Raw genomic sequence first — 23,173 nt, 5'->3', positions numbered from 1 at the left:
CGAACCGATCGACCGATAGATGACCCATCCGAAGCACTTTCTCGATATCGCGGCCGTTCCCGCTGCCGACCTCAAGGCGATGATCGCGGACGCCGCCCATCGCAAGACGCTGAAGGGCCGGGAGCCCAAGCCGCTCGCCGGCAAGATGCTGGCGATGATCTTCGACAAGCCTTCCACCCGTACGCGCGTCTCCTTCGACGTGGGCATGCGCCAGCTCGGCGGCGAGACGCTGTTCCTGTCCGGCACCGAAATGCAGCTCGGCCGCTCCGAGACGATCGCCGATACCGCACGGGTGATGTCGCGCTACGTGGATGCGATCATGATCCGCACCACCGAACATGCGCGCCTTCTGGAGCTCGCGGAGAACGCGACCGTCCCGGTCATCAACGGTCTGACGGACGATACCCATCCCTGCCAGATCATGGCCGACATCCTCACCTTCGAGGAGAAGCGCGGCTCGGTGAAGGGCAAGACTTTCGCCTGGGTCGGCGACGGCAACAATGTCACGGCGTCCTGGATCGAGGCTGCGGCCCGGTTCGGGTTCAAGATGACCATCGCGACGCCCGAAGGCTCGGAGGCCGATCCCCGCTATGTCGACTGGGCTCGCAACGAGGGCGCGGAGATCCTAACTACCAATGACCCGGTCGAGGCGGTGAGCGGCGCGGACTGCGTCATCACCGATACCTGGGTATCCATGGGCCGCGAGGCCGAAGCACGCGGCCATACGATCTTCATGCCCTATCAGGTGAACGAGAGCCTGATGGCGCATGCCAAATCCGAAGCCCTCTTCATGCATTGCCTTCCGGCGCACCGGGGCGAGGAGGTCACCGACGCGGTCATGGACGGCCCGCAATCGGTGGTCTTCGACGAAGCCGAAAATCGGCTCCACGCCCAGAAGTCCATCATGGCCTGGGTGTTCGGTGCGGTCGGCGGCGATGGAATGGGGCTCGCACAGGAGACCTGACTTCATGGCGCAGGAAGAGACTACGCTCGCCGAGATGACGCTGGCGGGCGACGACGCGGTCGTGCCGTTTCACGTGGAACCGCTCGATGCGCGCGGGCGTGCGGTCCAGCTCGGACCGATGCTCGACTCCATTCTGGATCGACACGACTATCCCGAACCCGTCGCGCGCCTCCTCGCGGAAATGATCGTGCTGACGGTTCTCCTGGGCACGTCCCTCAAGTTCGACGGCAAGTTCATCTCCCAGACCCAGACCGATGGCGCGGTGGACCTTCTCGTCGTGGACTTCACGACGCCGTCCTCCGTGCGGGCCTATGCCCGCTTCGACGAGGAGAAGCTCGCCAGGGCGATCGAGGCGAACGCCACGACGCCCGAAGCGCTACTGGGCGCCGGCATTCTCGCCCTCACGGTGGATCAGGGCGAGTACACCCAGCGCTATCAGGGCATCGTCGAACTCAATGGCTCCTCCATGGAGGAGGTGGCCGAATCCTATTTCCGCCAGTCCGAGCAGATTCCGACGACCGTGAAGCTCGCGGTGGCGCGGATCGCCCAGCGTGGCGAGGACGGGTTCAAGGAGAGCTGGCGCGCCGGCGGGATGGTGGTTCAGTTCCTTCCTGATTCACCCGACCGCATGCGCATGCCGGACCTGCCGGGCGGGGACGGGCCGGAGGATGCGGATGTCGAGGATACGGTCGAATTCGACGACACCTGGCTGGAGACCCGCGCCCTCGTCGATACGGTCGACGCCTCGGAGCTCACGGATCCGAAGGTCGGCGTCGAAAGGCTGCTCTACCGCCTCTTCCACGAACGCGGGGTCAGCGTCTTCCCGTCCAATCCCGTTGCCGACGACTGTTCCTGTTCGCGCGAACGCATCCGCTCGGTGCTCGAGAGCTTCTCAAGGGAAGAGTTCGCCGAGAGCATCGAGGACGGCAAGGTCGAGGTGACGTGCGAATTCTGCTCGACCGAATACGTCTTCTCGCCGGACGAGTTCGAGCCGAGTGCGGCTGCGGACACCGACGAGACCGGGCAGGGCGGCTCTCACGCCTGAGCGCTTGGGAGAGTGACGGTCGCCGGTGCTCGAGCGGGATCGGCGGCCGCAGCTTCGACGCGTCCGCTCAGTTCAGCGTGCGGCGTCCCGTCTGCGGCATGTCGAGGGAGAAGGGCGGCACCGCGACCTTGAAGCGGGCGCCCTTGTCGTCGCGCATGCCGTAATGGCCCTGCATGATGCCCGAGGGCGTCGGTAGGGGGCATCCGGAGGTGTAGGTGTAGCTGTCGCCGGGCGCGATCACCGGCTGGTCGCCGACGACACCGGGACCGGAGACCTCCTGCACGTTCCCCTTAGCATCGGTGATATGCCAGTAGCGGTCCACAAGCTGAACCGTCTCCTCGCCCAGATTCTCGATCGAGATCGTATAGGCCCAGATATAGCGGCCTTCGCTCGGTTCGGACTGTTCCTCGAGATAGACCGGCGTCACCGATACGAGGATATCCTGGGTCTTCAACTGATACACGCGACCCTCCTCGGGCAGGTTTGGCGATTGTCTCTCGTGCCGGGAACATAGGCTCGCCACATCCCATGGCGAGGCGCGAAGCCGGTGCCTGCCCAACCGTTCATGTTCATCCCCGCATGATAATCGTGCCGGACAGGCTCGGGGGCGTGACGCGGGCTCAGCGCCGGTCCTATACTCGGCCCCTCTTCGCCGTGTCTTTCAGGAACGCTCCGCTTCAAATGCTCGATGCACGGCTCAGACCCAGGATCGATCCCCTCGTCAATCTCATCGCGGGCGGGCTCGCAGCGATGGGCGTGACGGCAAACGGGGTCAGTCTCGCTGGCTTCGCGATCGGGCTCCTTGCTGCATGGCAGATCGCCGAAGGGGCATTCATCGCAGGTCTTCTCCTCGGCATCCTGTCGCGCCTCTGCGACGCGCTGGACGGCGCCGTGGCGCGGCGCTCCGGGCCCACGGACTTCGGTGGCCTTCTCGATATCGTCCTCGATTTCGGCTTCTACGGGGCGATCCCACTCGCCTTCGTTCTCGCGGATCCGCAAGCGAACGGGCTAGCGGGCGCCATTCTCCTTCTCGCCTTCTACGTCAATGGCGGCAGCGTGCTCGCCTTCGCTCTCATGCTGGAGAAGCAGGGGCGGGCGGAAGACCTTCGCGGCGGCAAGGCGCTCGCCTTCACGCAAGGCCTGATGGAGGGAACGGAGACCTTCGTCTTCTTCGCGCTCTTCTGTCTGTTCCCCACCTGGTTTCCTTTTCTCGCCGTCATCTTCGCGCTTCTGACCGCCGTCACGACGACGGCCCGCCTGATCCGGGCCCGCGCCACACTCCGCTGATCGGCGTCGTCGGATCCGGTCGCAATACGGCCACGGGTCGGGCGGAGGTTCGAGGACTGACCGGTGAGGAGGAAGCCGCCATGGGAAAAGTGCTTGGATCGTATGTTCTTGCGGGAATGGTCCTCTGGTCGCTCGGTGCGATCGCGCAGGAAGCGTCCGGCGATATTCCTCTGCCCGATGCCCGGCCCGACGAGGCATCCGGCGCGCCCGGCACGGGGCAGGCGGCGCAAACCAGCCGCGCCGGGGGCCCCGAGGCACCCGGCACAGAAGCTGCCGATGCCTCCATCGATCCCCCGATCCCGCAGCCGCGTGACCCGGCGGATGTGCCTCAGGTAAACCCGCAGACCTCCAGAACGACCGTCGAGAGTGATGGGCCGCCACCGGAGACGGAATCACCGGCGGTGGTCCCGGCTCTTGCTGCTCCTGCCGAGCGGGCCCGGCCGCCGGTCTCCTCGGCCGATGCCGCGCGGGCTGCCTCGGCCATTGCCGCCTCGCTGTCCTGCGAAGCGGCACTCGAGGCGAAGGGCGTGCGCTTCGAGACATCACCCTCCGTCAGCGAAGGCCGCTGCGGCGTCCTGAGGCCTGTGTCGCTCGATCGATTCTCCAACGGTCTCGCCTTGGAGACGCGCACGCAGATGTGGTGCCCCACCGCCGATGCACTCGACGCCTGGATGATCGAGACCGTCGTGCCGGCCGCCAAGGCGATCTATCCCGATCGCGAGCTCACCGGCATTGCCCAAGTCTCCACCTATGTCTGCCGTAACCGGAACTCCAATGCGAAGATCTCGGAACATGCGCGGGGATCGGCGGTCGATATCGGCGCGTTCGTCTTCAGCGACGGCGAGGTCGCTGTCGCGCCGGCCAAGGAGGGGTCCACCGAACGGCGCTTTCTCGATGTCCTTCGCAAGGGTGCCTGCGGTCCCTTCACGACCGTCCTCGGACCCGGGACCGATGCCGATCACGCCCATCACTTCCACTTCGATCTCGCGGCCCGGAAAAACCCCTACTGCAAGTGACCGCCGGTCGCGCCGACCCGGCGAGTACGAAGGCCGTTTCGCCTGTCTTCGGACCGGTGGAAAAGCTGAAGGCAGGCCACCCCATTCGCATGCGTTTCGAAGACAGTCCGGCACCCCATTCAGCCCCAGCCGGAACCCACCCCGAACCGCTTGAAAAACCGTCGACGACCCCCGAAATCCAGGGGGTCGGGCAGCGATCGTCATCTTCGCGAAACCATTGCGACATAAGGGATGCAGGAAATCGCGGCTTTGTGTTTCCCAGCCTCTGGCGCCGCGGATCGACGTGTGACACAGGGGCGGCGAAATGAGCATGCGCAGTCAGGAGTTCAGCGATGTGGTTCAATCATAAAACGGTTATTTTCGGCGGCCTGAAGGCGTCGTCCAAGAAGGCGGGTGCGGCTTCGAGGAAGACGCGCACCATGATCAGGCTCGGTCATGCCCTGCAGGGCGACTCCGCGACGGAGCCGGCCCTCAGCGTGGCGCGCGCATCCGCGCTTGCGGCGGCCGTCATGTACGAGAGCCGTTTCACCGGTTATCGCGGCGAAGTACCCGCCTGAACCGCTCGTTTTCGAGCCTTCGACTTTTTCTTTGCGAAGGCTCGAAATTTCCTGTCATCGGGGCTTCACATTCGGATCGGTCTCGAATAGATAGGGCTCACCGAACGGGGCGAACGAAAGCCTCATCGGAGTTGGCGCGGGGTGGAGCAGTCCGGTAGCTCGTCAGGCTCATAACCTGAAGGTCAGAGGTTCAAATCCTCTCCCCGCAACCAATATTCCAAATCGCCAATCGTCCTGAGCCCGCCGCAAGCGGGCTTTGATGTATGTGGATACGGGATCCAATCCGATGGATCAGTTCCTAATCGCAGACGCGTATGCGTCGCTGGCGAACGATCGCCGTGCGGGCGAACCGAAACCTTTCCCGAACGTCATACGAACAGTCTACAGGATCATCGCCGCTTATGGCATGATGCAGGATCTTAACCGTGCATCCGTTCATCGCAAGCCCGGTCTTCAATTTGCTGCGGCGTTTCAAGGAGAGAGAAAAGCTGGGACACGATCTGCCACCACGCAGCGCCGCCGTCCGGCGCTTGGCCAGACCATGGAACGGCGATGCCGCGTAGCCTGAATTGCGAAACCCTGTTGTCGGCCGTGCAGTCGGCCCAGTCCGTCGAATCGGCGATCCGGCAGCTGTCGATGCTTCTGAACGGTCTTCATGTCACCTGCCATCTCGCCCAGTCGGCGGTTGACACGATCGATTGGCCCTATTTGCGAACGACCTACCCGCAGAACTGGATCTCCCACTACCTCCTCAATGGCTATGCGCGGGTCGATCCCGTGGTCGCCGCAGGCTTCACCCGGACATTTCCCTTCGAATGGTCGGAGTTGGAAGTCGTCGGCGAGGCGATGGCCTTCTTCGAGGATGCGCGGATCCACGGCGTCGGTCCCGACGGATATTCCGTGCCGATCGTCGATCGAACCGGTCGTCGCGGGCTCGTCTCGGTGGGGGACTCCGAACAGTGCGACTGGCCCGACGCGTTCGACAACGCAACCGTCGTTCTGCCCAAGGTCGCCCATGCCCTGCACGCCAAGGCCGTCGCCGAGGCCTTCGGACCCATGTTGGAGGTCTCCCTGTCGCCGCGTGAGCGCGACGTGCTGGCGCTCGCGGCCAAGGGGCGGAGTTCCAAGGCGATCGCCCTCGAACTGGGCGTCTCGGAACACACCGTGCGCGGCTACCAGAAGTCCGCGCGTCACAAGCTGAACGGCGTTTCGATCGCTCAGGCGGTTTCGATCGCACTCAAGCGGCGCCTGATCTGACCACCAGACCGGCGGTATGGCGCGAGTCATCCTGGACGCTGCGGCACCATGAGCACGGCCCCGAGGCCGGTCACATGGCGCCACGTCGATTAAGTGTCGACGGATCGGGCCGTCCGTCCGAAGCCCCGTCTGCCGGCCTCAAGCCCTGATCTAGGACGACGGATTGCCGGTTTCGGCGCGCTCAGCTGTTCAGCTTGGGTCGTGGACGGTTGGAGCCGACGGGCGCGATCTGGGCGGCGAGGCGCGCCATTTCGAGGAGATGGGCGCAATATCCCATCCGTGTCGCTTCGCAATCGCGGATCAGTCGTTCGATCTCCATCTCGATACGCTGACGCCGCATGTCGACGTCCTGGATGGTCTCGACATCTTGCTGCAAATTCATTCGGTTTCAGTCCTTTTTGCCAATCTCGTATTGAAAATTCCGGTCCGCCCCGGTCAGGAAGCGGCTTTTCCCCGCAGGGCTTTCACCCGCCAGTTGGTGCCGGCGACGAGACGGGGTCTCTGCCGCGCTCGGCCGGGTTCGGTTCCGCGATAGAGCGGTGCATCGAGGCGGAGCCTGTCGCGCATCGTGCCGCAGACCGTCTCCGTGACGGCGAAGACGCCGCAGCAGACCGGGCGCCGCCCGAAGGCGTCGGATCGGCCCACCTCGTCGATGGCCGCGCCGTGCTGACGGTAGATGCGCAGGACGAGCGGATCGAGATTGCCGACGATGGTGTCGATCCCGTGGGCGAGCGCGACCTCGCAGGAGGCCAGGAACATGCGGCAAAGGGCCTTGTTCGGCGCGAGATCGGGATGGTCCTCGGCGATCCTCGCCTCGTCGATGCACAGGCGGGTCGCCTCCCAGATGCCCGGTGCCGAAAGGGTCGCTCCATCGGGGAAGGTTTCCGCGAAGACGTCGTAGAGCAGCGTCGGTCCGGTCGTCGGCATCAGCCGCGCGCTGCCGTAGAGAACGCTTCGGTCTTCGTTCGTCCAGAGGAGGTAGGCCGGATTCATCCGGTCGTACCGGTCGATTTCCTTCATGTCCTCGACCGTCACGTCCCACTGGAGTTGCTCGTGGAACACGCGAGCCCTCAGCCGGAACATCTCGTCGAGAAGTCCGCTATGGCGTTCGAAACTATCGGCTTGGACAAGCAGGAATGACATGGCGACCTCGCTTCCGTGTTGAAGCCGAGGATGCCATGGCGCCGGATCGCAACGTCAGTCCCCCAGATCGACCCCCTCATTCGGGGGGTACACGTGGCCTGGGCGGCCGCGAGGTCCATCTATTACTTGAAATGATATCTTTCTACATTTCAAGGTGTAATCGCGTTTCGTCTCGCCCGTCCGAATGGGCGGAGAGTAGGGCATTTGCGGATCGGGTCTTGCCTGAAGCCCCTGGCGACCCGCGCCTTCTCGAAAATTCGTCTCGCCTCCCGCGTCGTCGAAAGCGCTGCCGATTGCAACCTGCGGCGCACTCACGTCTTTGCGAAGTTGTCATGACCCGAGCCTTGAGCCCGATGACGGCGACGAACGGCGAGGGGGTGCTCGAGGGGTGAGATCGCTTCCCGACACCATCCAGACCGAACCTGACGGCTTGCCACAATGATGGAGCCTGATAAGCCGGTCACGCGCTGCGGCCGCGCCGATTCAACCGCCCATGGAAGAGCCCGACGATGACCTTCTCGATGACGACCTGGAACATCAACTCGGTTCGGCTTCGGGCCGATCTCGTGGTCCGGGTCCTCACCGAGGAGCAGCCCGACGTCCTGTGTCTCCAGGAGATCAAGTGCACCGAGGATCAGTTTCCGCACGAGGCCTTCGAGGGGCTCGGCTATGACCACGTGGCAATCCACGGCCAGAAGGGCTATCACGGGGTCGCCATTCTTTCGAAGCGACCCTTCACCGACATCGTCCGCCAGGACTTCTGCGAGGTCGGCGATGCGCGCCATCTCTCTGCGCGGATCGAAGTATCCGGGCGGCAGGTCCGTATCCACAATCTCTACGTTCCTGCAGGCGGCGACGAGCCGAACCCGGATACCAATCCGAAATTCGCTCACAAGCTGCGATTCGTGGAGGAGCTCAGGGCAATGAGGGCCGAGGCGGAGCCCGGCGTGTCGGCGCTTCTGTGCGGGGATCTCAACATCGCGCCCTACGAGACCGATGTCTGGTCGCACAAGCAGATGCTGAAGATCGTCTCCCATACGCCCGTCGAGACAGAGGGTCTTCTCGCCGCGATGGACGAGGGAGGCTGGCGGGATCTCGTTCGCCGGCACATCCCGATGGAGGAGAAGGTCTTCACTTGGTGGAGCTACCGCGCCAAGGATTGGGCCGCTTCCAATCGTGGCCGGCGGCTCGACCATGTCTGGGCGTCGCCCGATATCGCCGAGGCGTCGACGGGCGTCGCGATTCGAAGCGATGCGCGTGGCTGGGACCGCCCCTCCGATCACGTGCCGATCACCGTGCGTTTCGATCTCTGACGCAGCTTCGATGCGCCGGCGGGGAGGGGAGCTCGAAGCCTCGGTGACGCGTCGGACGATCCGACGCTCTAGAAGCGGATGCTCCTGCGCTTGGCCCGCTCGGCATCCTGGAGATCCGTGAAGCCCTGAACCCAGAGGCGGGCTTCCTGGGACGAGCCCGGATGCGGGCAGCTGGCTTCGCTCTGCTTCATGCGTGCGGCCGCTTTCCCCGCATGGTAATGGGCGCGCTCGCGGCTCGCGATTTCGATCGCACGGGCAAGCGCGGAGCGCGTCATGGCGCTCGCGTCGGAGCCTTGCGTGTGTGAGGTCGCATCGTAACGCATGCGCTTTTCCACCAACTCGAACAGGGTTTCCGCCGACGGCTCACTCCGTTTCGCATGCCCCGCCCGTGTTCGCGGACCGTTCGAAACCTGCCGATCGGAGGCTGCGGCATGCCGCAGGACGAGTGAATGGCAAAAACCTTAAGATTGCGAGTCATGCCTCGATCGGCGAGGGGCTTTTCCTCCGCGTTCACAGAACGCCGGGAAACTCCCTGTCGAGACGCCGGAGTTCGGTCTCGCGCCATTCGGCGTCGCGCGCCTCGCGGGCGACCTTGATCTCGTGAATGCCCCGGATCTTGGCCGGCCGTTCCGTCAGGAAAACGATCCGGTCCGAAAGCTGAACGGCCTCGCGCAGATTATGCGTCACCATCAAGGCGGTGGTTCGCCGTGCCGACCAGACGGTGGTCAGCAGGCGGCGAAGCCGGGCCGCGGTCATCTCGTCGAGCGAGACGAAGGGCTCGTCGAGGAGCAGGAGAGAGGGGCGGATCGCGAAGGCTCTGGCAAGGGCTGCCCGGCGGGCCAGTCCGAGGGACAATTCGGTGGGAAAGCGCGAACGCATTTCCGAGAGCCCGAGAACGTCGAAGAGTTCGTCGAGATCTTCCGTTCCGATGCCTTCGGGCAGCGCGAGGCGGACATTCTCCTCGACCGTGCGCCAGGGAAGAAGCCGTGGCTCCTGAAAGACGACCGCGATCCGTCCGTCCGGATCGGGCCGAACGACCGAGCCCTCGAACTCCGTCTCCAGCCCGAGGACGATGCGAAGGGTGGTGGTCTTGCCGCAGCCGGACGGGCCGATGAGCGTGACGAAGCTGCCGCCCGGCACCTCGAAGGCGACATGGGCGATCGCCTCCACGAGCTTGCCATCGGCGCCGCGAAAGGCCTTGCGGGTGATGGAGACCCGAAGCGGCGCACCGGGAGCGGCATTCGACAGGCCGCCGGTCATGAGCCGCCGACCCTGGGACTGCGAGGAGCCGGACTTTGCATTCCCCGTCTTCTCATCGTGGTCTGCGCCAGCGCGTCGCGCGCGCCTCGAAGGGTTGGACAAGCATGAGTTCGATGGCGAGCATCACCGCGACGAAGGCGAGGGTGTAGGCGAGAATCCCCGCGACGTCGAAAAGCTGGAAGTAGAGATTGATCTGGAAGCCTACGCCATCCGAGCGTCCCAGAAGTTCGACCACGAGCGCGATCTTCCAGATCAATGCGAGGCCCGATCGCGAGGCGGCGGAGAAGTAGGGCTGGAGCTGGGGCAGAACCACGTGGCGGATCCGCTTTGCGGCACCGAAGCGATAGATGCGCGCCATCTCGCTCAATTGCGGGTCCAGCGCCTTGGCGCCCTCACGCATGGTCACGACGACGTTCGGGATCTTGTTCACCGCGATCGCGCCGATCGCCGCCACCTCGTTGAGGCCGAACCAGATATAGGCGAGGACGATGACGACGAGGGCCGGGATGTTGAGGAAGAGGATCAGCCAGGGATCGAAGAACCGGTTCGCCTGCCGGCTGATGCCCATGCCGATCCCGATTACCGAGCCGATGGCCATCGCCGCGACGAAGGCGAAGGCGACCCGCATCAGGGTCATGGCGAGATGGAACCAGAGTTCCCCCGAGACCGCGTCACGCCAGAACACCTCGAACACCTGAGGCGGGGTCGGCAGGACCCGCGAATCCGCGACCGCTGCCGCGATCCACCAGATGGCGAGAAGCCCGAGAAGCGAGATCGTCGTGAGCGTGCCGGGCGTCAGCCGGTCGTGTGCGAGGCGGCGCAGGCGCTCTCCGCGCACACTCGCCATCCCGTCAAGGGCCATTGCCGAGGCCGGAATAATAGGTTCCCTCCACGAGAGTCTCGCTTGGGCCGACGAGGCGCTCGCCCCCAATCTCGTAGAGAAGGGCGTAGAGAGCCTCGGTGTCCTTCACCTCGTCTCCGGGACTGCGCGCCGGAATGCCGTCGCGATAGCGTTGGATGAGGATCCGATAGGCGGCGTCGTCCTCGGCCTTCATCATCGTGCGCAACGGCTCCCAGGCCGCGTCGGACGAGGTCAGAAGGTCCTTCGTCGCAAGATCGGCGGCGAGGAACCCGTCGATCGCCTCGGGATGCTCCTCGGCGAAGCTGTCGCGGAACACCCAGCCGATCGAGGCGACGGGTCCCTCCGTGCCCATCTCGCGGGCAGCCTCGGTGCCGGAGATCAGCGTGCGGAACCCCGATGCCTCGAGGCGCGCGGCATAGTGCCAGAAGTTGAGGACGGCATCGAGTTCGCCGGTCCGCGCCTTTTCCGTGAGTAGCGGCGGCGCGCCATAGACAATCTCGTTTGCGCTCGAAAGATCGACACCGTATTCGCGTTTCGCCAGCGCCTGGATCAGAAGCCAGTTCTTGTCGAGCGGACCACCCGCCACGCCGATCGTCTTGCCGGTCAGATCGCCGAGATCGGCGGCCGGGCTGTTCTGCGGCACCATCAGCGAGCCGACCGAGGTGGAATAGGGAGCGAAGGTGAAATCCGCGCCGGTCGCCCGTTGCCGCGAGACCCACAGCCAGTCGGCCACGATCATGTCCACATCGCCGGCCTGGAGCGCGACGCTGGACGCAGCTTCCCCGGCAAAGGGCACGATTTCCACATCGACGCCGTTCGCCGTGTCGAGGCCCTCGCGGGTCATCGCGTCGAGTTCCCAGTTGACCGTGCCGTATTGCAGGACGCCGACCCTGATCGGCTCCACCCGGGACGGGGTCTCCTGAGCCAGCGCGCCGAAGCACGACAGGAGACCGGCCGCGAGTGCCGCGATTCTCATCAGGGTCTTCATATCGCCGATCCTCCCGAAACCGTCGAAGCATGCTTGCGAACGGTTCTACAGGAAAGGACGCCCTGGCGTCAGGACCGGGAACTAATCTTTTGGCCAACAGGACATTTTCCCGCACGAGTGAGGGAGAACTGCCGGTCAGCTGCGGGCGTCGATGGCTTCCGCGATCGCATCGGCGCTCTTCAGGAGCCTTATGATCACCGGCACGATGAGCGTGACGACCGGTTTGCGGCTTCCGCGCGCGGCCTGCGCCTCCTTCACCTCGTCAACGACCTGCGAGACGAGAGGAATGAAGCGCAGGGTCAGCGAAATCGCGAGGCTCACCTTGCCGGCATCAACGCCGAAGCGCTCGAGCGGAGAGAGCGTGGCATGGATCGCCCCGACGAGATCCTCGGTGCGCGTCGTCAGGGTGACCAGCCCTGCTGCGAGGACGAGCGCGGCGAGCCTTGCGACGGAGAGGCCAGCGGCAGTGAGATCGGCGAGCCAGATCTGCGCGGCGAAGAGGATCGCGAGAACGATCAGAAGCGGCCGGATCTGCGCGAGGAGCGTATGCAGGCCGAAGCCGGCGACGGCATAGGCGAGGCAGACGAGAAAGAGGGCAGAGGCGGCCAGCCAGAGCGAGGGCAGCGAGAGGAGAAGCGTGCCGAACAGGGCGAGTGCGACAAGCTTCACGCCCGCCCGCATCCGGTGCAGCACGCTGTTGCCCGCCCGGTAGAGCCCGACGATCACGAGGCGAGCGCCCGATAGGCGGCGATCGCCTCGGCGGGCGGGCCGTCATGGGCGATCCGTCCCTCGCTGAAAACCAGCACGCGGTCGAACCCGGCAAGGCAGTCGAGATCGTGGGTGACGAGAATGACGCTCTGATCGATCGCGGCGAGTGTCTCCATGACCCGGCGCGTATTGCGCAGATCGAGAAGCGTCGTCGGCTCGTCCAGCACGAGAAGGCGCGGCTCCAGCACCATGACACCGGCAAAGGCGACCATCTGGCGCTCGCCGCCGGATAATTCGTGGACCAGCCGGTCTTCGAAACCGGTAAGGCCGAACCGTTCGAGCGCGGCCGCGACTCGCGCCGATGCGGCCTCGCCCGTCGCCTTGCGCGCCTTTAGACCGAAACCGACATCCTCGCCCACGGTTGGATAGACGATCTGGTTGTCGGGATTCTGGAACAGGAAGCCGACACGGCGCCGCACGTCCTTCGTCGCCGTCTTCGTATCGAGACCATCGATGCGAACGCTGCCGCTGGTCGGAAGAATGAGGCCGTTCAGAAGCCGTGCGAAGGTGCTTTTGCCCGAGCCGTTCGCACCCACGATCCCGATCCGGCGTTCCGTCAGTTCGCCATGGATGCCGTCGAGGACGAGCGTGCCGCCGCGCCTGACCGATACCTCGTCGAGTGAGATCATCGTCGAATCCATGGCTCGAAGGGATGGACCGGGGCGTTCACCTCAGCTCCGCCCCGCTTCGATCATCCGAGGTGTTCCGCGAAAACCCTGTTTCTATCCGCGCGCTTCGACGAGCGGATAGGAGCGCTTCAGGGCGACGATGACGAGCGCGGCGACGGCGGCCTTCACGAAGTCGCCCGGCAGGAAGGGGGCCGAGCCGGAAAGCGCCGTCCAGAGCGGAATCCCCGCGATGAAGGCAAGCGCCGGAATGCCGATCGCATAGAGCACGACGATGCCCCCGATCACGCAGTTCAGAAATGCCGTGACAGGGCCGAGGCTGCGCCAGGAGCGTTCCGTGAGCCAGCCGATGACGGCGGCGGCGACGATCCAGCCGAAGAGGAAGCCTGCGGTGGGGCCGGCAAAGACGCCGAGCCCGCCGCGCCCGCCCGAAAGAAGCGGCAGGCCGACGGCGACGAGGACGAGGAAGAGCGCCATGGACAGGGCGCCTCGTTTGGCGCCGAGGATGCCGCCCGCCAGCATCGGGCCCAGCGACTGGGCGGTGATCGGAACCGCGATCAGCGGCACGGTGAGCGGCGGGAAGATGCCGAGAACCGCCATGAGAGCGGCAAACAGGGCGATCAGGACGATATCGCGCGTGGTCATGGGATCGAAGACCTTCCTCATCATAACTGAGATCCGCCGGACTCTCGAAACCGGCTGTGCGCCAGATCCCGTTGGTCCGCATTCTCATTGCCCTGTCGCCCCTTCGGGCAACCGGCAGCCATCCTCGTTCTCTCGCCCTCAAGGGCGCTGGTGATTCCGGACCGCCTGCAGGGGCGAGACACCGGCGATCGACGCGCAGTCTGGTAGCGGATGCATTACGGCTCCGCAATGCGCAGGTCTTCGTCAGATCGCGTTCGCGTCGGCTTCGGCGATATAGGCCTCACGCAGGCGAAGGGTGAACTCGCCGGGCTTCGCCTCGCCGATCGCGGTTCCGTCGATCGAGATCACCGGCATGACGAAAGCCGAAGCGGATGTGACGAAGGCCTCGCGTGCCCGCAAGGCTTCCTCCACCGAGAAGGGGCGGATCTCGATCCGCATCCCCGTCTCCTCGGCGATGCGGACCACGGCCGCCCGCGTGATGCCGTGCAGGATGTCGTTCGACAGATGCCGCGTCACCACAACGCCTTCGGCAGTGACGATATAGGCGTTGTTCGAGGTCCCTTCCGTCACGAAGCCCTCTTCATCCACCATCCAGGCATCGCCTGCGCCTTTCGCCTTGGCCTCCATCTTGGCCATGGAGGGGTAGAGAAGCTGGACGGTCTTGATGTCGCGGCGCTTCCAGCGAAGATCGGGAACGGTTGCGACCGCGATGCCGGTCCGGGCGGCGGAGGTGTCGCGCAACGGCTTTGCCTGGGTGAAGAGAACGAGGCTCGCGGGCACGGGCCCGGACGGATAGGCGAAGTCCCGTTCGGCGGCGCCGCGCGTGATCTGCATGTAGACGAGCCCTTCCTCGATGCCGTTGCGCGAGACCAGTTCGCGGTGGATCGCAAGCAGGGCCTCGTCGTCGGCTGGGGAGGATAGGGCAAGTTCGTCCAGCGAACGTCGCAGCCGCTTCATATGGCCGCCGAAATCGACGAGCTTGCCCGAGAGTACGGCGGTGACCTCGTAGACACCGTCCGCAAAGAGGAAGCCGCGATCGAACACCGAGATCTTGGCATCGGCTTCGGGGACATAGGAGCCGTTGACGTAGACGATGCGGGACATGCGTGCTCCTTTTCGGCGGGATCGTGGGACGGAAGGTCGATGTATCCCCATCATCGCGCTATGGGAAGGCCGGAGAGCGGGCAGGCCGCGCGGGTCGCATGTGTGGGTGATTCGTCTGCCTGAGCGCCTGCCAGGAATGGGTTCGGGGGTCTCGAAGGCCGCCGGGCGGGAAGAGACGGAGCCGGTGCATGGTGAAGGGTCTGAGGCGCGGGTTTGGCGGTCTCGGCGCGATGATCGCAGCGAAGGATCCCAGTCTCGCAAGGCTGCGGATGGCGCTGCGCACGACGTTGACCGTCATCGGCGTCGGCCTCGCTCTCGCGCTCGCCCATCTCGTTCATCCGCTTCCCTTCACGGCCTATGGCGTCGGCATCGTCACCTCACTCCAGGGCGCGCTCGCCGTGCGGGACATCGGCACGCGCCAGCGCGCGGTCACGCGCTTCTGGTGCGGCCTCGCGGGCTTTGCGGCGATCCTCATCGTCACGCTTCTCGTGCCGTTCCTGGCAGCGGTCGAGATCTGGTTTCTCGTGGTGATCTTCGCTGCGGTGTTCATCCGCCGGTTCGGCGTGCGCTGGAATGCCGTCGGCATGTATGCCTTCATGTGCTCCTTCATCGCCGGCTATCTGAAGCCCGAGGTCGCCGATCTCGGGGGGATCGCGGTCGCCATCGTGATATCGGGCGTCGTCGCCCATTTCCTGCGCAACACCATCCTCCCGGAACGGCGCTCGAAGGATTTCGAGATCGCGATCATCGCGGTCGGATCGCGGGCAAGGGCGCTCTCGCGTGTTCTGGCCCAGGCGGCCGGGGCAGGCCCCAACACCTCGCGCGAGCCGTTGATCGCCGCTGAGAACGATTTGCGCGACGCAATTCTCGTTGCCGATGGCGATCTGCCGGTGCGGGCCGCAAGCCCGGCGGCCGAGCCCGCGCGCCGCGCGATGGCCGAATGCCTGATGGACGTCCAGGTGGTCGCCGAGATCCGGACCGCGGCGGCGTTCGCCGTGCCGCGCGATCCGGCATTCGAGGCGAGGGTCGACGCGCGCTTTCACGAGACGCTCGGCCGCATGCACCGCATGGCGCGGGAGATGCCGAAAGAAGCCTTCGACGGGGAGGCGGTGCCGCTCCAGCGCCCGGCCGTTCCCCAGTTCACCGGCCTCGTCTCGGATCCGGCTCTGCGTTCGGCGATGCAGGTCACGCTCGCCACGGCGATCGCGATGGTGGGTGGTCTCCTGTTGTCGCCGACCCGCTGGTTCTGGGCGATCCTGACCGCATTCCTCGTCTTCACGAACGTCCAGTCGCGCGGCGACACCCTGTTCCGCGGTCTCTCGCGTGCGCTCGGAACGCTGGTGGGCATCGTCTTCGGCATCGCGCTTGCGACGCTTCTTGCCGGCGACGTCGTGCTCTCCTCAGCGCTCGCGATCGTCTCGATCTTCGTCGCCTTCTATTTCCTCATGGTCTCCTATGCGGTGATGACCTTCTTCGTCACCGTCGCGATCTCCTTGATCTACGGGCTCATCGGCGTCTTCACGCCCGATCTCCTCATTCTTCGTCTGGAGGAAACCGTCATCGGCGCGATCGCCGGCATCTTCGTCAGCTTCGTGGTCTTCCCGCGTTCGGCGCGCGGCGCGGCGGACGATGCCGCCCGGGACTATTTCAGGACGGCGCGGGTGTCTCTCGATGCGATCGCGGCTGCGCTGCGCGGCGAGCATAGCGCAGACAAGCTCGCACTGGAGCGGGCGCTCGACCGCTCCTACGACGGCGTGGTGATGGCGGCGCGGGGGATCGGCAGTCCCTGGCAGATGCAGCGCAGGCCCGGCCCGGTCCGCCGCACGCTGTTCCGCATGCGCGCGCTCGCCCATTATGTCCACGTTCTCGGCGGCCATGTCACGCAAGACGGTCTCGCCGGCGCCGATCGCGAGGCGCTGGCCGGCGACGTCGAGAGTCTCGCCGAAAAGCTGGAGCGGCTCGGCCAGCGATCTGGCTATTTCGACAAGGGCGTCGAGCTGCCCGCGATGGCGGAGGATGCGAACCTGACGAACCGGGACGAACCGCGCCTGATCGTCGGCGTTCTGAAGAGGATCGTCGACGGGTTTCTCAGCGAAGGCCGGTAGATCCGACGGGACGAGGCCGGAGGATCGGGTTTCGAAGGTCCGATTGCCCAGAGGGGCGGCGATGCCACGCGTCTCGGCATGTGCCCCGTCCTTCGCGCAGCCACCATTCGGTCCGATGCGGGAGATGTGGCGTGCGACCTCAATCCAGACGCGGATCTGGACCGAAGGCGTGGCAATCGAAGGCGCGGCGCAGAACGCCGATCGGGTGAATATCGCGGACGATGTCGGAACGAAGAAAGGCCCCGGCGTCAATCGCCGGGGCCTTCGAAGCACTTGGTCGAAAGCCACCCGCCGCCGGGACCGGCGGCAGGGGAATACGGCCGTGGATCAGTTCGAGGAACCGTCGGTCGGCGCCGTGCTGCTCGAAGAGCCGGTCTCCTCGGCGGCCGCATCGCCATTGGCGCCCGCATCGTCCGTGGACGTCGGTACCGTCTCGGTGGTTCCCGAGGCGGAGCCGCCATCGACTGCCGCCTGATCGGCCGTCGGTGCGCCCTGGAGCTCGGCATACTTGCCGTTGTCCCACTCGTACATGACGTAGCCCGGCAGGGTCACGTCGCCCTTGTCGTCGAAGGACAGGTCGCCGATGACCGTGCTGAAGCTGCCCTCGTTCAGAGCGCCGACGACCGCGTCGTAATCGGTGGAGCCGGCCTGCTTGACGGCATCTGCCCAGGCCTGGATCGCCGCATAGGTGTAGAGGACGTAGCCTTCGGTCGTCTTGCCTTCGGCTTCCAGCTTCTCGACGATCGGCTTGGCCTGCTCGTTGTTGCGCGGGTCCGGCGAGAAGGTCATCAGGGTGCCCTGGCCGGCATCGCCGGTGATCGCCCAGTACTCGTCGGTGACGAGCGCGTCGCCCGACATGATGATCGTATCCATGCCCTGTTCGCGCATCTGGCGCGCCATCAGGCCGGCTTCGGTGTGGTAGCCGCCGATATAGACGAGATCGACACCGGCCTGCTTCATCTTGGTGACGAGCGAGGTGTAGTCCTTTTCGCCGGCGGTATAGGCCTCGACGAGCACGGGCTCACCGCCGGCTTCCTTGTAGAACTTCTCGGTCTGGTCGGCGAGACCCTTGCCGTAGGCGGTCTTGTCGTTGAGGATCGCGACCTTGGCGTCCGCGAAGTTGTCGTGGATGTACTTGCCGGCGACCTCGCCCTGCTGGTCGTCGCGACCGCAGACACGGTAGATGCCGTCGCCGGGGCGCTGGTCGGTATAGTCCGGATTGGTCGAAGCCGGGGAGATCTCGATGATCTGCTCGTCCGCATAGACCTGGCTGGCGGGGATCGATGAGCCCGAGCAGAAGTGACCCGCGACGAAGGGAACGCCTTCGGAGGCGAAGTTGTTGGCCACGGCCACGGCCTGCTTCGGATCGCAGGCATCGTCGCCGATGGAGAGCTTCAGCATTTCGCCGTTGATGCCGCCGGCTTCGTTGATGTCGGCCACGGCCTGCTCGGCGCCGACGCGCAGCTGCTGGCCGAAGCTCGCATACTGGCCGGTCATCGGACCGGCGACGCCGATCGTGATGTCGGCCTTGGCCGCTCCGGTGAAGACCAGTCCGAGGGCCGCGCTGGCGAGAAGTACCTTGTTCATGAATGCTCCCTGTTTGTCTCGTTGGCCCGGATGGATCCGGGTTGGGTCAGGAATGGGTCTCCATGCCTTCGCCGATTAAAAACCGAGGCGTCTGTATTTGCTAGTCGTTCCGCCGCTTTTTTCTACTTTGATGAATAAAGAGGCGGAGCGCACGTCGCATCGGCTTTCAGCGGGTTCCGAGAAAGCCGTATTGTCGTGCCATCTGTCGATTGCGCACGAAACTGCGTCCGATCGCGGCGATCGCGAAGAGGACGACATAGTCGATGAACGCGTAATAGAACGCGGTCCCGAACTCCTCGAGCGGCAGGAAGAACGTGCCGTCGAACAGGCTGAAGTGGATGAAGCGGACGGCGATGGTCAGGAGGAAGACATAGAAGGCCATCAGCCCCCAGCCGTTCCAGGACAGGGCCGTGGACCGCCCGATCGCATAGGCGCCGCCGCCGCCGAGAACGACCGTGACCACGATGAATTCCCAGACCGAAACCTCCCAGAGGAGAGCCATTTCCGGTTGCATCAGTGGGCTCCCCCCTCGAGATAGGCGCTGCGGACTTCCTCGCGCGAAAGAAGCTCCATGCCGGTGCCCGACATGGTGATCGAGCCGTTGACCATGACATAGCCGCGATGGGCGAGGCGCAGGGCGTGGAAGGCGTTCTGTTCCACGAGGAACACGGTGAGGCCCTCGGTGCGATTGAGTTCGCCGATGGCGGAGAAGATCTGCTTGACGATCAACGGGGCAAGGCCCAGCGAGGGTTCGTCGAGAAGCAGGAGCTTGGGGCGGCTCATCAGCGCGCGCCCGATCGCGAGCATCTGCTGCTCGCCGCCCGAAAGCGTTCCGCCGCGCTGGCTGCGCCTCTCCTTGAGGCGCGGGAAGAGGTGGAAGACCTTTTCGAGATCCGCATTGAACGTCGACGGATCTTCGAGAATCGCGCCCATCTGCAGGTTTTCCATCACGGTCATCCGCGAGAAGATGCGCCGGCCCTCGGGGGACTGGGCGATCGAACGGGACATGATGTCGTGGGTCGGCAGATGGGTGATGTCGTCGCCGCGATAGAGAATCTTTCCGCTGCGCGCCTGGGGCGAGCCGCAGATCGTCATCATCAGGGTGGACTTGCCGGCACCGTTCGCCCCGATCAGCGTCACGATCTCGCCGGCATGGACGTCGACATCGACCCCGCGCAGGGCCTGGATCTTGCCGTAGAAGGTCTCGACCCCCCGGATGGAGAGCATCAGTTCCTGGCTGGCGGCGCTCATGCCCGGTCTCCCTCGCCAAGCTGCGCATTGGCCGAGCCCTGCGGATCGTTCTGGTGCAGGGCTTCCTCCACCTCGTCCACCTCCTCGTCGTCGACGCCGAGATAGGCGGCGATCACCTTCGGGTCGTCCCTGACGGCGGCAGCGGCGCCGTCGGCGATCTTCTTGCCGTAGTCGAGAACCACGATGTGGTCGGAGATCTGCATGACGACGCCCATATCGTGCTCGATGAGGAGAACCGAGACGCCGTCCCGGTCGCGGATCGAGCGCAACAGGTCGTTGAGTTCGGACGACTCGCGCGGATTGAGGCCCGCCGCCGGCTCGTCGAGGCACAGGAGGCGCGGATCGGTGCACATGGCGCGCGCGATCTCGAGGCGCCGCTGGTCGCCATAGGCGAGATCGGCGGCCGGATCGTCGGCCCGGTCGATGAGATCGATGCGCTCGAGCCAGGCGATCGCCTTGTCCTTGGCCCGTTCCGCCTCGCGCCGCCATCCGGGCAGGCCGATGAGGCCGCCGATCGTGTAGCCGGAGGCCCGCATCAGATGGTTGTGCTGGGCGACGAGCAGGTTCTCCAAGACCGTCATGCCGCCGAACAGGCGGATGTTCTGGAAGGTGCGCGCGACGCCCGCGATGGCGGTGATGCGGAAATCGTTCATCCGCTCGAGGAGATAGATACCGTTCTCCCCGTCCCGGTCGTATTGCCGGCCGGACCGGGTGAGCTCGGCGATCGCTGCATCGCTGGGCTTTGCCCCACGGCGCAGGAGGATCCGCCCCTCGGTGGGCTTGTAGAAGCCGGTGACGCAGTTGAAGACCGTCGTCTTGCCCGCTCCGTTCGGCCCGATCAGGGCGGTGATGTCGCCGCGCCCGACGCTGAAGGAGAGGTCGTCGATGGCGGTGAGGCCGCCGAAGCGCATGGTGAGATGCTCGACGGTGAGGACGGGATCCTCCGTCCAGCGGGCATGGCTTGCGGGGGCGTGTGTCGGGTTCATTGTGTCTGACATGATCAGTGACCCTCGCCCTGGCTGACGAGATCGGCGCCGATCGCCTTCTTCTTCTTGTAGTAGACCGAGGGAACCCGGGTGGAGATCAAACCGCGCGGTTTCCAGACCATAATCGCGACCATTGCGAGACCGAAGATCAGCATGCGGTACTGGGTCGGATCGAAGCCGGCGCCGAAGACGGCGTCGAGCACCGTCAGGTTGCGCAGGAGTTCGATGCCGCCGATCATCACCACGGAAGCGATCACGACGCCGAGCTGGGAGCCGAGGCCGCCGAGCACCACGATGGCGAGGATGATCGCCGACTCGATGAAGGTGAAGCTTTCCGGCGAGATGAAGCCCTGTCGCGTGGCGAAGAAGGAGCCGGCGAACCCGCCGAACATCGCGCCCGTCGCAAAAGCCGTCAGCTTGACGTTGACGGTGTTGATGCCGAGCGCCCGGCAGGCGATCTCGTCTTCCCGAAGGGCTTCCCAGGCCCGGCCGACCGGGAGCTTGCGCATGCGCATGGTCACGAAATTGGTCAGTAGCGCCAGCGCGAGGATGATGTAGTAGAGGAAGATGAAGCGCTGGATCGGGTTGTATTCCAGGCCGAAATACTCCGCGAACCCGTTCTCGCCCCGGCTGAATTCCAGGCCGAACAGGGTCGGCTTCGGAATGCCGAGCAGGCCGTTGGGGCCGCCGGTGAAGTCGTACCAGTTGAGCAGCACGACACGGATGATCTCACCGAAGGCGAGCGTGACGATCGCGAGATAGTCGCCGCGAAGCCGCAGCACCGGGAAGCCGAGCATGATGCCCCAGAGCGCGGCGAACAGGCCGGCCATCGGCAGGCAGACCCAGAAGCCGAGGTCGAAATTGATGGACAGGAGCGCGAAGGAATAGGCGCCGACCGCATAGAAGGCGACATAGCCGAGATCGAGAAGACCGGCGAGGCCGACGACGATGTTGAGGCCCCAGCCGAGCATCACATAGGTCAGGATCAGGATCGCCAGATCCAGAAGATACCGGTTCTGCCTCGGCAGGAAGACGTCGAGGAGGAAGGGCAGCGTCAGGGCGACGAGCAGAAGGACGATGCCGAGGATCTTGCCGATCGGCAGCGAGGACCGCTCGGATTTCGTGCGCTTGAAGAAGCCGGTGATCGGGCTCTCCGTCGCGAAGACGAAATAGGACAGGAGGAACCGCGCGACGAAGGCGATCGCGATCCAGATCAGCCACAGGTCCGGCCGGAAGGCGAGATCGAGGCCGCCAGTCGCGATATTGGTCCTGAAGGCGAAGAAGAAGAGCGTCAGTCCCGCGACGATCGCGGCCGTGATCGCGGCCTCGCGGAAGGACTGTGCGAGACGCGAGCGTTTCGCCGGTTCCGCGTTGAACGGCGGAACGCCCTGCATGGCCGCGCGGCGCGCTTCGCTCTCGAGCTCGGCGCCCTCGGGGCGGTTCGAACTCGTCGGTTGGTTGGTGGTCGCCATGTCGCCTCAGACCTTCTCGACTTCCGGGCGGCCGAGGAGGCCGGAGGGCATGAAGATGAGGACGATCGCGAGGATCGAGAACGCTGCGACGTCCTTGTATTCGACCGAGAAGTAACCCGACCAGAAAGTCTCGATGAGGCCGATGGCGAGCCCGCCGAGCATCGCGCCGGGAAGCGATCCGATGCCTCCGAGCACGGCGGCGGTGAAGGCTTTCACGCCGGCGATGAAGCCGATGTAGAAGTCGATCACGCCGTAATAGAGGAGGTACATCGTGCCCGCGACGGCCGCGAGGCCCGCACCCATGACGAAGGTCAGCGAAATGGTGCGATCCACGTTGACGCCGAGGAGCGAGGCCATCTTGCGGTCCTGCTCGCAGGCGCGCTGCTGGCGGCCGAGCGAGGTCTTGGAGATGATCAGCGAGAAACCGATCATCAGCGCGATCGTCAGGGCGATGATGATGAGCTGCATGTAGGAGAGCTGGACGACGATCCCGCCGGGCCCGTCCATCAGCGTGATGCCGCCCTGGATCTGGGGCGGCAGCGGCTTGACGCGCGCGCCCTGGGTGACCTGGACGAAGTTCTGCAGGAAGATCGACATGCCGATCGCCGTGATCAGCGGAGCGAGGCGGAACGAGCCGCGAAGCGGGCGGTAGGCGACGCGCTCGATCGTCCATCCCCAGACGGCGGTGAACAGCATCGCGACCGCGAGAATGATCAGGAGCACCAGCGGCAGGAAGGTCACTCCGAGCGCCGCGAGAGCGAGAAACGCGGTCAGCGCGATGAACGCGCCGATCATGAAGACTTCGCCATGGGCGAAGTTGATCATGCCGATGATGCCGTAGACCATCGTATAGCCGATGGCGATCAGACCATAGATCGATCCGAGCGTGATGCCGTTGATCAGCTGTTGCAGAAAATATTCCATAGGCGCCCGTCTT

Annotated in this window: 26 protein-coding genes and 1 tRNA gene; 10 read left to right on the top strand and 17 right to left on the bottom strand. The window is 65.0% G+C overall.

Annotated elements, in window-relative coordinates; translation table 11 throughout:
* Window positions 1-19 precede the first annotated feature (19 nt).
* Window positions 20-964 (top strand): ornithine carbamoyltransferase, encoded by a 945-nt coding sequence (argF, locus tag DYI37_RS10040; RefSeq protein WP_116683108.1) that lies wholly within the window; start codon window positions 20-22, stop codon window positions 962-964.
* A gap of 4 nt (window positions 965-968) precedes the next feature.
* Window positions 969-2,009 carry an Hsp33 family molecular chaperone gene (locus tag DYI37_RS10035; protein WP_116683107.1) on the top strand — a complete coding sequence of 347 codons (1,041 nt, stop codon included), beginning with the start codon at window positions 969-971 and terminating at the stop codon, window positions 2,007-2,009.
* 67 nt (window positions 2,010-2,076) lie between these two features.
* On the opposite strand, the gene apaG is transcribed toward DYI37_RS10035, so the two are convergent.
* Window positions 2,077-2,472: a Co2+/Mg2+ efflux protein ApaG gene (apaG, locus tag DYI37_RS10030; RefSeq protein ID WP_116683106.1), complete on the bottom strand. Its 396-nt coding sequence runs from the start codon at window positions 2,470-2,472 to the stop codon at window positions 2,077-2,079.
* A gap of 218 nt (window positions 2,473-2,690) precedes the next feature.
* Here apaG and DYI37_RS10025 point away from each other — a divergent pair, with 218 nt between their 5' ends.
* The 6 genes from DYI37_RS10025 (at window position 2,691) to DYI37_RS10005 (ending at window position 6,126) form a co-directional block, all read left to right on the top strand.
* Window positions 2,691-3,296, top strand: a complete 606-nt coding sequence (locus DYI37_RS10025) for a CDP-alcohol phosphatidyltransferase family protein (RefSeq protein WP_116683105.1) — start codon at window positions 2,691-2,693, stop codon at window positions 3,294-3,296.
* An 80-nt stretch (window positions 3,297-3,376) separates the two neighbouring features.
* Window positions 3,377-4,312: an extensin-like domain-containing protein gene (locus DYI37_RS10020; RefSeq protein ID WP_116683104.1), complete on the top strand. Its 936-nt coding sequence runs from the start codon at window positions 3,377-3,379 to the stop codon at window positions 4,310-4,312.
* Between the two features lie 419 nt (window positions 4,313-4,731).
* Entirely contained in the window at window positions 4,732-4,869 is a 138-nt protein-coding gene (locus DYI37_RS19980) for a hypothetical protein (protein ID WP_158555130.1), read from the top strand.
* A 135-nt stretch (window positions 4,870-5,004) separates the two neighbouring features.
* Window positions 5,005-5,081 (top strand) — tRNA-Met (locus tag DYI37_RS10010).
* 74 nt (window positions 5,082-5,155) lie between these two features.
* A complete protein-coding gene (locus DYI37_RS19780) occupies window positions 5,156-5,437 on the top strand; it encodes a hypothetical protein (protein WP_147307906.1) in 282 nt (93 codons plus the stop codon).
* Window positions 5,422-6,126 (top strand): helix-turn-helix transcriptional regulator, encoded by a 705-nt coding sequence (locus DYI37_RS10005; protein ID WP_116683102.1) that lies wholly within the window; start codon window positions 5,422-5,424, stop codon window positions 6,124-6,126. The genes DYI37_RS19780 and DYI37_RS10005 overlap by 16 nt, the downstream gene beginning before the upstream one ends.
* A gap of 181 nt (window positions 6,127-6,307) precedes the next feature.
* Here the strand turns inward: DYI37_RS10005 and DYI37_RS10000 are convergent, their stop codons facing one another.
* Both DYI37_RS10000 and DYI37_RS09995 read right to left on the bottom strand, forming a co-directional pair.
* Window positions 6,308-6,508, bottom strand: coding sequence for a hypothetical protein (locus tag DYI37_RS10000; protein WP_116683101.1), 201 nt, complete (start codon window positions 6,506-6,508; stop codon window positions 6,308-6,310).
* A gap of 53 nt (window positions 6,509-6,561) precedes the next feature.
* Window positions 6,562-7,269, bottom strand: a complete 708-nt coding sequence (locus DYI37_RS09995) for an acyl-homoserine-lactone synthase (protein ID WP_116683100.1) — start codon at window positions 7,267-7,269, stop codon at window positions 6,562-6,564.
* Between the two features lie 509 nt (window positions 7,270-7,778).
* On the opposite strand from DYI37_RS09995, the gene DYI37_RS09990 reads away from it, so the two are divergent.
* Window positions 7,779-8,582, top strand: a complete 804-nt coding sequence (locus DYI37_RS09990; protein WP_116683099.1) for an exodeoxyribonuclease III — start codon at window positions 7,779-7,781, stop codon at window positions 8,580-8,582.
* 68 nt (window positions 8,583-8,650) lie between these two features.
* Here the strand turns inward: DYI37_RS09990 and DYI37_RS09985 are convergent, their stop codons facing one another.
* From DYI37_RS09985 to DYI37_RS09950, 8 genes are all read right to left on the bottom strand, one after another.
* Window positions 8,651-8,905 (bottom strand): hypothetical protein, encoded by a 255-nt coding sequence (locus tag DYI37_RS09985; protein ID WP_116683098.1) that lies wholly within the window; start codon window positions 8,903-8,905, stop codon window positions 8,651-8,653.
* 187 nt (window positions 8,906-9,092) lie between these two features.
* Complete coding sequence (locus tag DYI37_RS09980; RefSeq protein WP_116683097.1) at window positions 9,093-9,842, bottom strand: ABC transporter ATP-binding protein; 750 nt, start codon at window positions 9,840-9,842, stop codon at window positions 9,093-9,095.
* A gap of 52 nt (window positions 9,843-9,894) precedes the next feature.
* Window positions 9,895-10,704 (bottom strand): ABC transporter permease, encoded by an 810-nt coding sequence (locus DYI37_RS09975; RefSeq protein WP_116683096.1) that lies wholly within the window; start codon window positions 10,702-10,704, stop codon window positions 9,895-9,897.
* Window positions 10,694-11,692 carry an ABC transporter substrate-binding protein gene (locus DYI37_RS09970; protein WP_116683095.1) on the bottom strand — a complete coding sequence of 333 codons (999 nt, stop codon included), beginning with the start codon at window positions 11,690-11,692 and terminating at the stop codon, window positions 10,694-10,696. The genes DYI37_RS09975 and DYI37_RS09970 overlap by 11 nt, the downstream gene beginning before the upstream one ends.
* A gap of 135 nt (window positions 11,693-11,827) precedes the next feature.
* Entirely contained in the window at window positions 11,828-12,418 is a 591-nt protein-coding gene (locus DYI37_RS09965; RefSeq protein ID WP_116683094.1) for a CbiQ family ECF transporter T component, read from the bottom strand.
* Entirely contained in the window at window positions 12,415-13,089 is a 675-nt protein-coding gene (locus tag DYI37_RS09960; RefSeq protein ID WP_116683479.1) for an energy-coupling factor ABC transporter ATP-binding protein, read from the bottom strand. The genes DYI37_RS09965 and DYI37_RS09960 overlap by 4 nt, the downstream gene beginning before the upstream one ends.
* A 93-nt stretch (window positions 13,090-13,182) precedes the next feature.
* Entirely contained in the window at window positions 13,183-13,731 is a 549-nt protein-coding gene (locus DYI37_RS09955) for a biotin transporter BioY (protein ID WP_116683478.1), read from the bottom strand.
* 243 nt (window positions 13,732-13,974) lie between these two features.
* Window positions 13,975-14,835 (bottom strand): D-amino-acid transaminase, encoded by an 861-nt coding sequence (locus DYI37_RS09950; RefSeq protein ID WP_116683093.1) that lies wholly within the window; start codon window positions 14,833-14,835, stop codon window positions 13,975-13,977.
* 188 nt (window positions 14,836-15,023) lie between these two features.
* Here DYI37_RS09950 and DYI37_RS09945 point away from each other — a divergent pair, with 188 nt between their 5' ends.
* On the top strand, window positions 15,024-16,940 hold the full coding sequence (locus DYI37_RS09945) for an FUSC family protein (protein WP_116683092.1): 1,917 nt from the start codon (window positions 15,024-15,026) through the stop codon (window positions 16,938-16,940).
* Between the two features lie 327 nt (window positions 16,941-17,267).
* On the opposite strand, the gene DYI37_RS09940 is transcribed toward DYI37_RS09945, so the two are convergent.
* From DYI37_RS09940 to DYI37_RS09915, 6 genes are all read right to left on the bottom strand, one after another.
* On the bottom strand, window positions 17,268-18,527 hold the full coding sequence (locus DYI37_RS09940) for a branched-chain amino acid ABC transporter substrate-binding protein (RefSeq protein WP_116683091.1): 1,260 nt from the start codon (window positions 18,525-18,527) through the stop codon (window positions 17,268-17,270).
* A gap of 166 nt (window positions 18,528-18,693) precedes the next feature.
* Complete coding sequence (locus DYI37_RS09935) at window positions 18,694-19,041, bottom strand: DUF6867 family protein (protein WP_116683090.1); 348 nt, start codon at window positions 19,039-19,041, stop codon at window positions 18,694-18,696.
* On the bottom strand, window positions 19,041-19,778 hold the full coding sequence (locus DYI37_RS09930) for an ABC transporter ATP-binding protein (protein ID WP_116683089.1): 738 nt from the start codon (window positions 19,776-19,778) through the stop codon (window positions 19,041-19,043). Before DYI37_RS09930 ends, DYI37_RS09935 begins: the two co-directional genes overlap by 1 nt.
* Window positions 19,775-20,776 carry an ABC transporter ATP-binding protein gene (locus DYI37_RS09925; RefSeq protein WP_245413864.1) on the bottom strand — a complete coding sequence of 334 codons (1,002 nt, stop codon included), beginning with the start codon at window positions 20,774-20,776 and terminating at the stop codon, window positions 19,775-19,777. The genes DYI37_RS09930 and DYI37_RS09925 overlap by 4 nt, the downstream gene beginning before the upstream one ends.
* A 2-nt stretch (window positions 20,777-20,778) precedes the next feature.
* Entirely contained in the window at window positions 20,779-22,236 is a 1,458-nt protein-coding gene (livM, locus tag DYI37_RS09920; protein ID WP_199520132.1) for a high-affinity branched-chain amino acid ABC transporter permease LivM, read from the bottom strand.
* A gap of 6 nt (window positions 22,237-22,242) precedes the next feature.
* Complete coding sequence (locus DYI37_RS09915) at window positions 22,243-23,160, bottom strand: ABC transporter permease subunit (RefSeq protein WP_116683087.1); 918 nt, start codon at window positions 23,158-23,160, stop codon at window positions 22,243-22,245.
* Window positions 23,161-23,173 lie beyond the last annotated feature (13 nt).

Origin of the sequence: Fulvimarina endophytica (genome assembly GCF_003403015.1) — a bacterium.
GTDB classification, from domain to species: domain Bacteria; phylum Pseudomonadota; class Alphaproteobacteria; order Rhizobiales; family Rhizobiaceae; genus Fulvimarina; species Fulvimarina endophytica.
The sequence above is the reverse complement of the archived record's forward strand: the minus strand, read 5'-3'. Positions and strand labels throughout refer to the sequence as shown.

Coding starts and splice junctions, on each gene's coding strand:
- argF (WP_116683108.1), top strand. CDS start 20: ATGACCCATCCGAAGCACTTTCTCGATATCGCGGCCGTTCCCGCTGCC.
- DYI37_RS10035 (WP_116683107.1), top strand. CDS start 969: ATGGCGCAGGAAGAGACTACGCTCGCCGAGATGACGCTGGCGGGCGAC.
- DYI37_RS10025 (WP_116683105.1), top strand. CDS start 2,691: ATGCTCGATGCACGGCTCAGACCCAGGATCGATCCCCTCGTCAATCTC.
- DYI37_RS10020 (WP_116683104.1), top strand. CDS start 3,377: ATGGGAAAAGTGCTTGGATCGTATGTTCTTGCGGGAATGGTCCTCTGG.
- DYI37_RS19980 (WP_158555130.1), top strand. CDS start 4,732: ATGATCAGGCTCGGTCATGCCCTGCAGGGCGACTCCGCGACGGAGCCG.
- DYI37_RS19780 (WP_147307906.1), top strand. CDS start 5,156: ATGGATCAGTTCCTAATCGCAGACGCGTATGCGTCGCTGGCGAACGAT.
- DYI37_RS10005 (WP_116683102.1), top strand. CDS start 5,422: ATGCCGCGTAGCCTGAATTGCGAAACCCTGTTGTCGGCCGTGCAGTCG.
- DYI37_RS10000 (WP_116683101.1), bottom strand. CDS start 6,508: ATGAATTTGCAGCAAGATGTCGAGACCATCCAGGACGTCGACATGCGG.
- DYI37_RS09995 (WP_116683100.1), bottom strand. CDS start 7,269: ATGTCATTCCTGCTTGTCCAAGCCGATAGTTTCGAACGCCATAGCGGA.
- DYI37_RS09990 (WP_116683099.1), top strand. CDS start 7,779: ATGACCTTCTCGATGACGACCTGGAACATCAACTCGGTTCGGCTTCGG.
- DYI37_RS09985 (WP_116683098.1), bottom strand. CDS start 8,905: ATGCGTTACGATGCGACCTCACACACGCAAGGCTCCGACGCGAGCGCC.
- DYI37_RS09980 (WP_116683097.1), bottom strand. CDS start 9,842: ATGACCGGCGGCCTGTCGAATGCCGCTCCCGGTGCGCCGCTTCGGGTC.
- DYI37_RS09975 (WP_116683096.1), bottom strand. CDS start 10,704: ATGGCCCTTGACGGGATGGCGAGTGTGCGCGGAGAGCGCCTGCGCCGC.
- DYI37_RS09970 (WP_116683095.1), bottom strand. CDS start 11,692: ATGAAGACCCTGATGAGAATCGCGGCACTCGCGGCCGGTCTCCTGTCG.
- DYI37_RS09960 (WP_116683479.1), bottom strand. CDS start 13,089: ATGATCTCACTCGACGAGGTATCGGTCAGGCGCGGCGGCACGCTCGTC.
- DYI37_RS09955 (WP_116683478.1), bottom strand. CDS start 13,731: ATGACCACGCGCGATATCGTCCTGATCGCCCTGTTTGCCGCTCTCATG.
- DYI37_RS09950 (WP_116683093.1), bottom strand. CDS start 14,835: ATGTCCCGCATCGTCTACGTCAACGGCTCCTATGTCCCCGAAGCCGAT.
- DYI37_RS09945 (WP_116683092.1), top strand. CDS start 15,024: ATGGTGAAGGGTCTGAGGCGCGGGTTTGGCGGTCTCGGCGCGATGATC.
- DYI37_RS09940 (WP_116683091.1), bottom strand. CDS start 18,527: ATGAACAAGGTACTTCTCGCCAGCGCGGCCCTCGGACTGGTCTTCACC.
- DYI37_RS09935 (WP_116683090.1), bottom strand. CDS start 19,041: ATGCAACCGGAAATGGCTCTCCTCTGGGAGGTTTCGGTCTGGGAATTC.
- DYI37_RS09930 (WP_116683089.1), bottom strand. CDS start 19,778: ATGAGCGCCGCCAGCCAGGAACTGATGCTCTCCATCCGGGGGGTCGAG.
- DYI37_RS09925 (WP_245413864.1), bottom strand. CDS start 20,776: ATGTCAGACACAATGAACCCGACACACGCCCCCGCAAGCCATGCCCGC.
- livM (WP_199520132.1), bottom strand. CDS start 22,236: ATGGCGACCACCAACCAACCGACGAGTTCGAACCGCCCCGAGGGCGCC.
- DYI37_RS09915 (WP_116683087.1), bottom strand. CDS start 23,160: ATGGAATATTTTCTGCAACAGCTGATCAACGGCATCACGCTCGGATCG.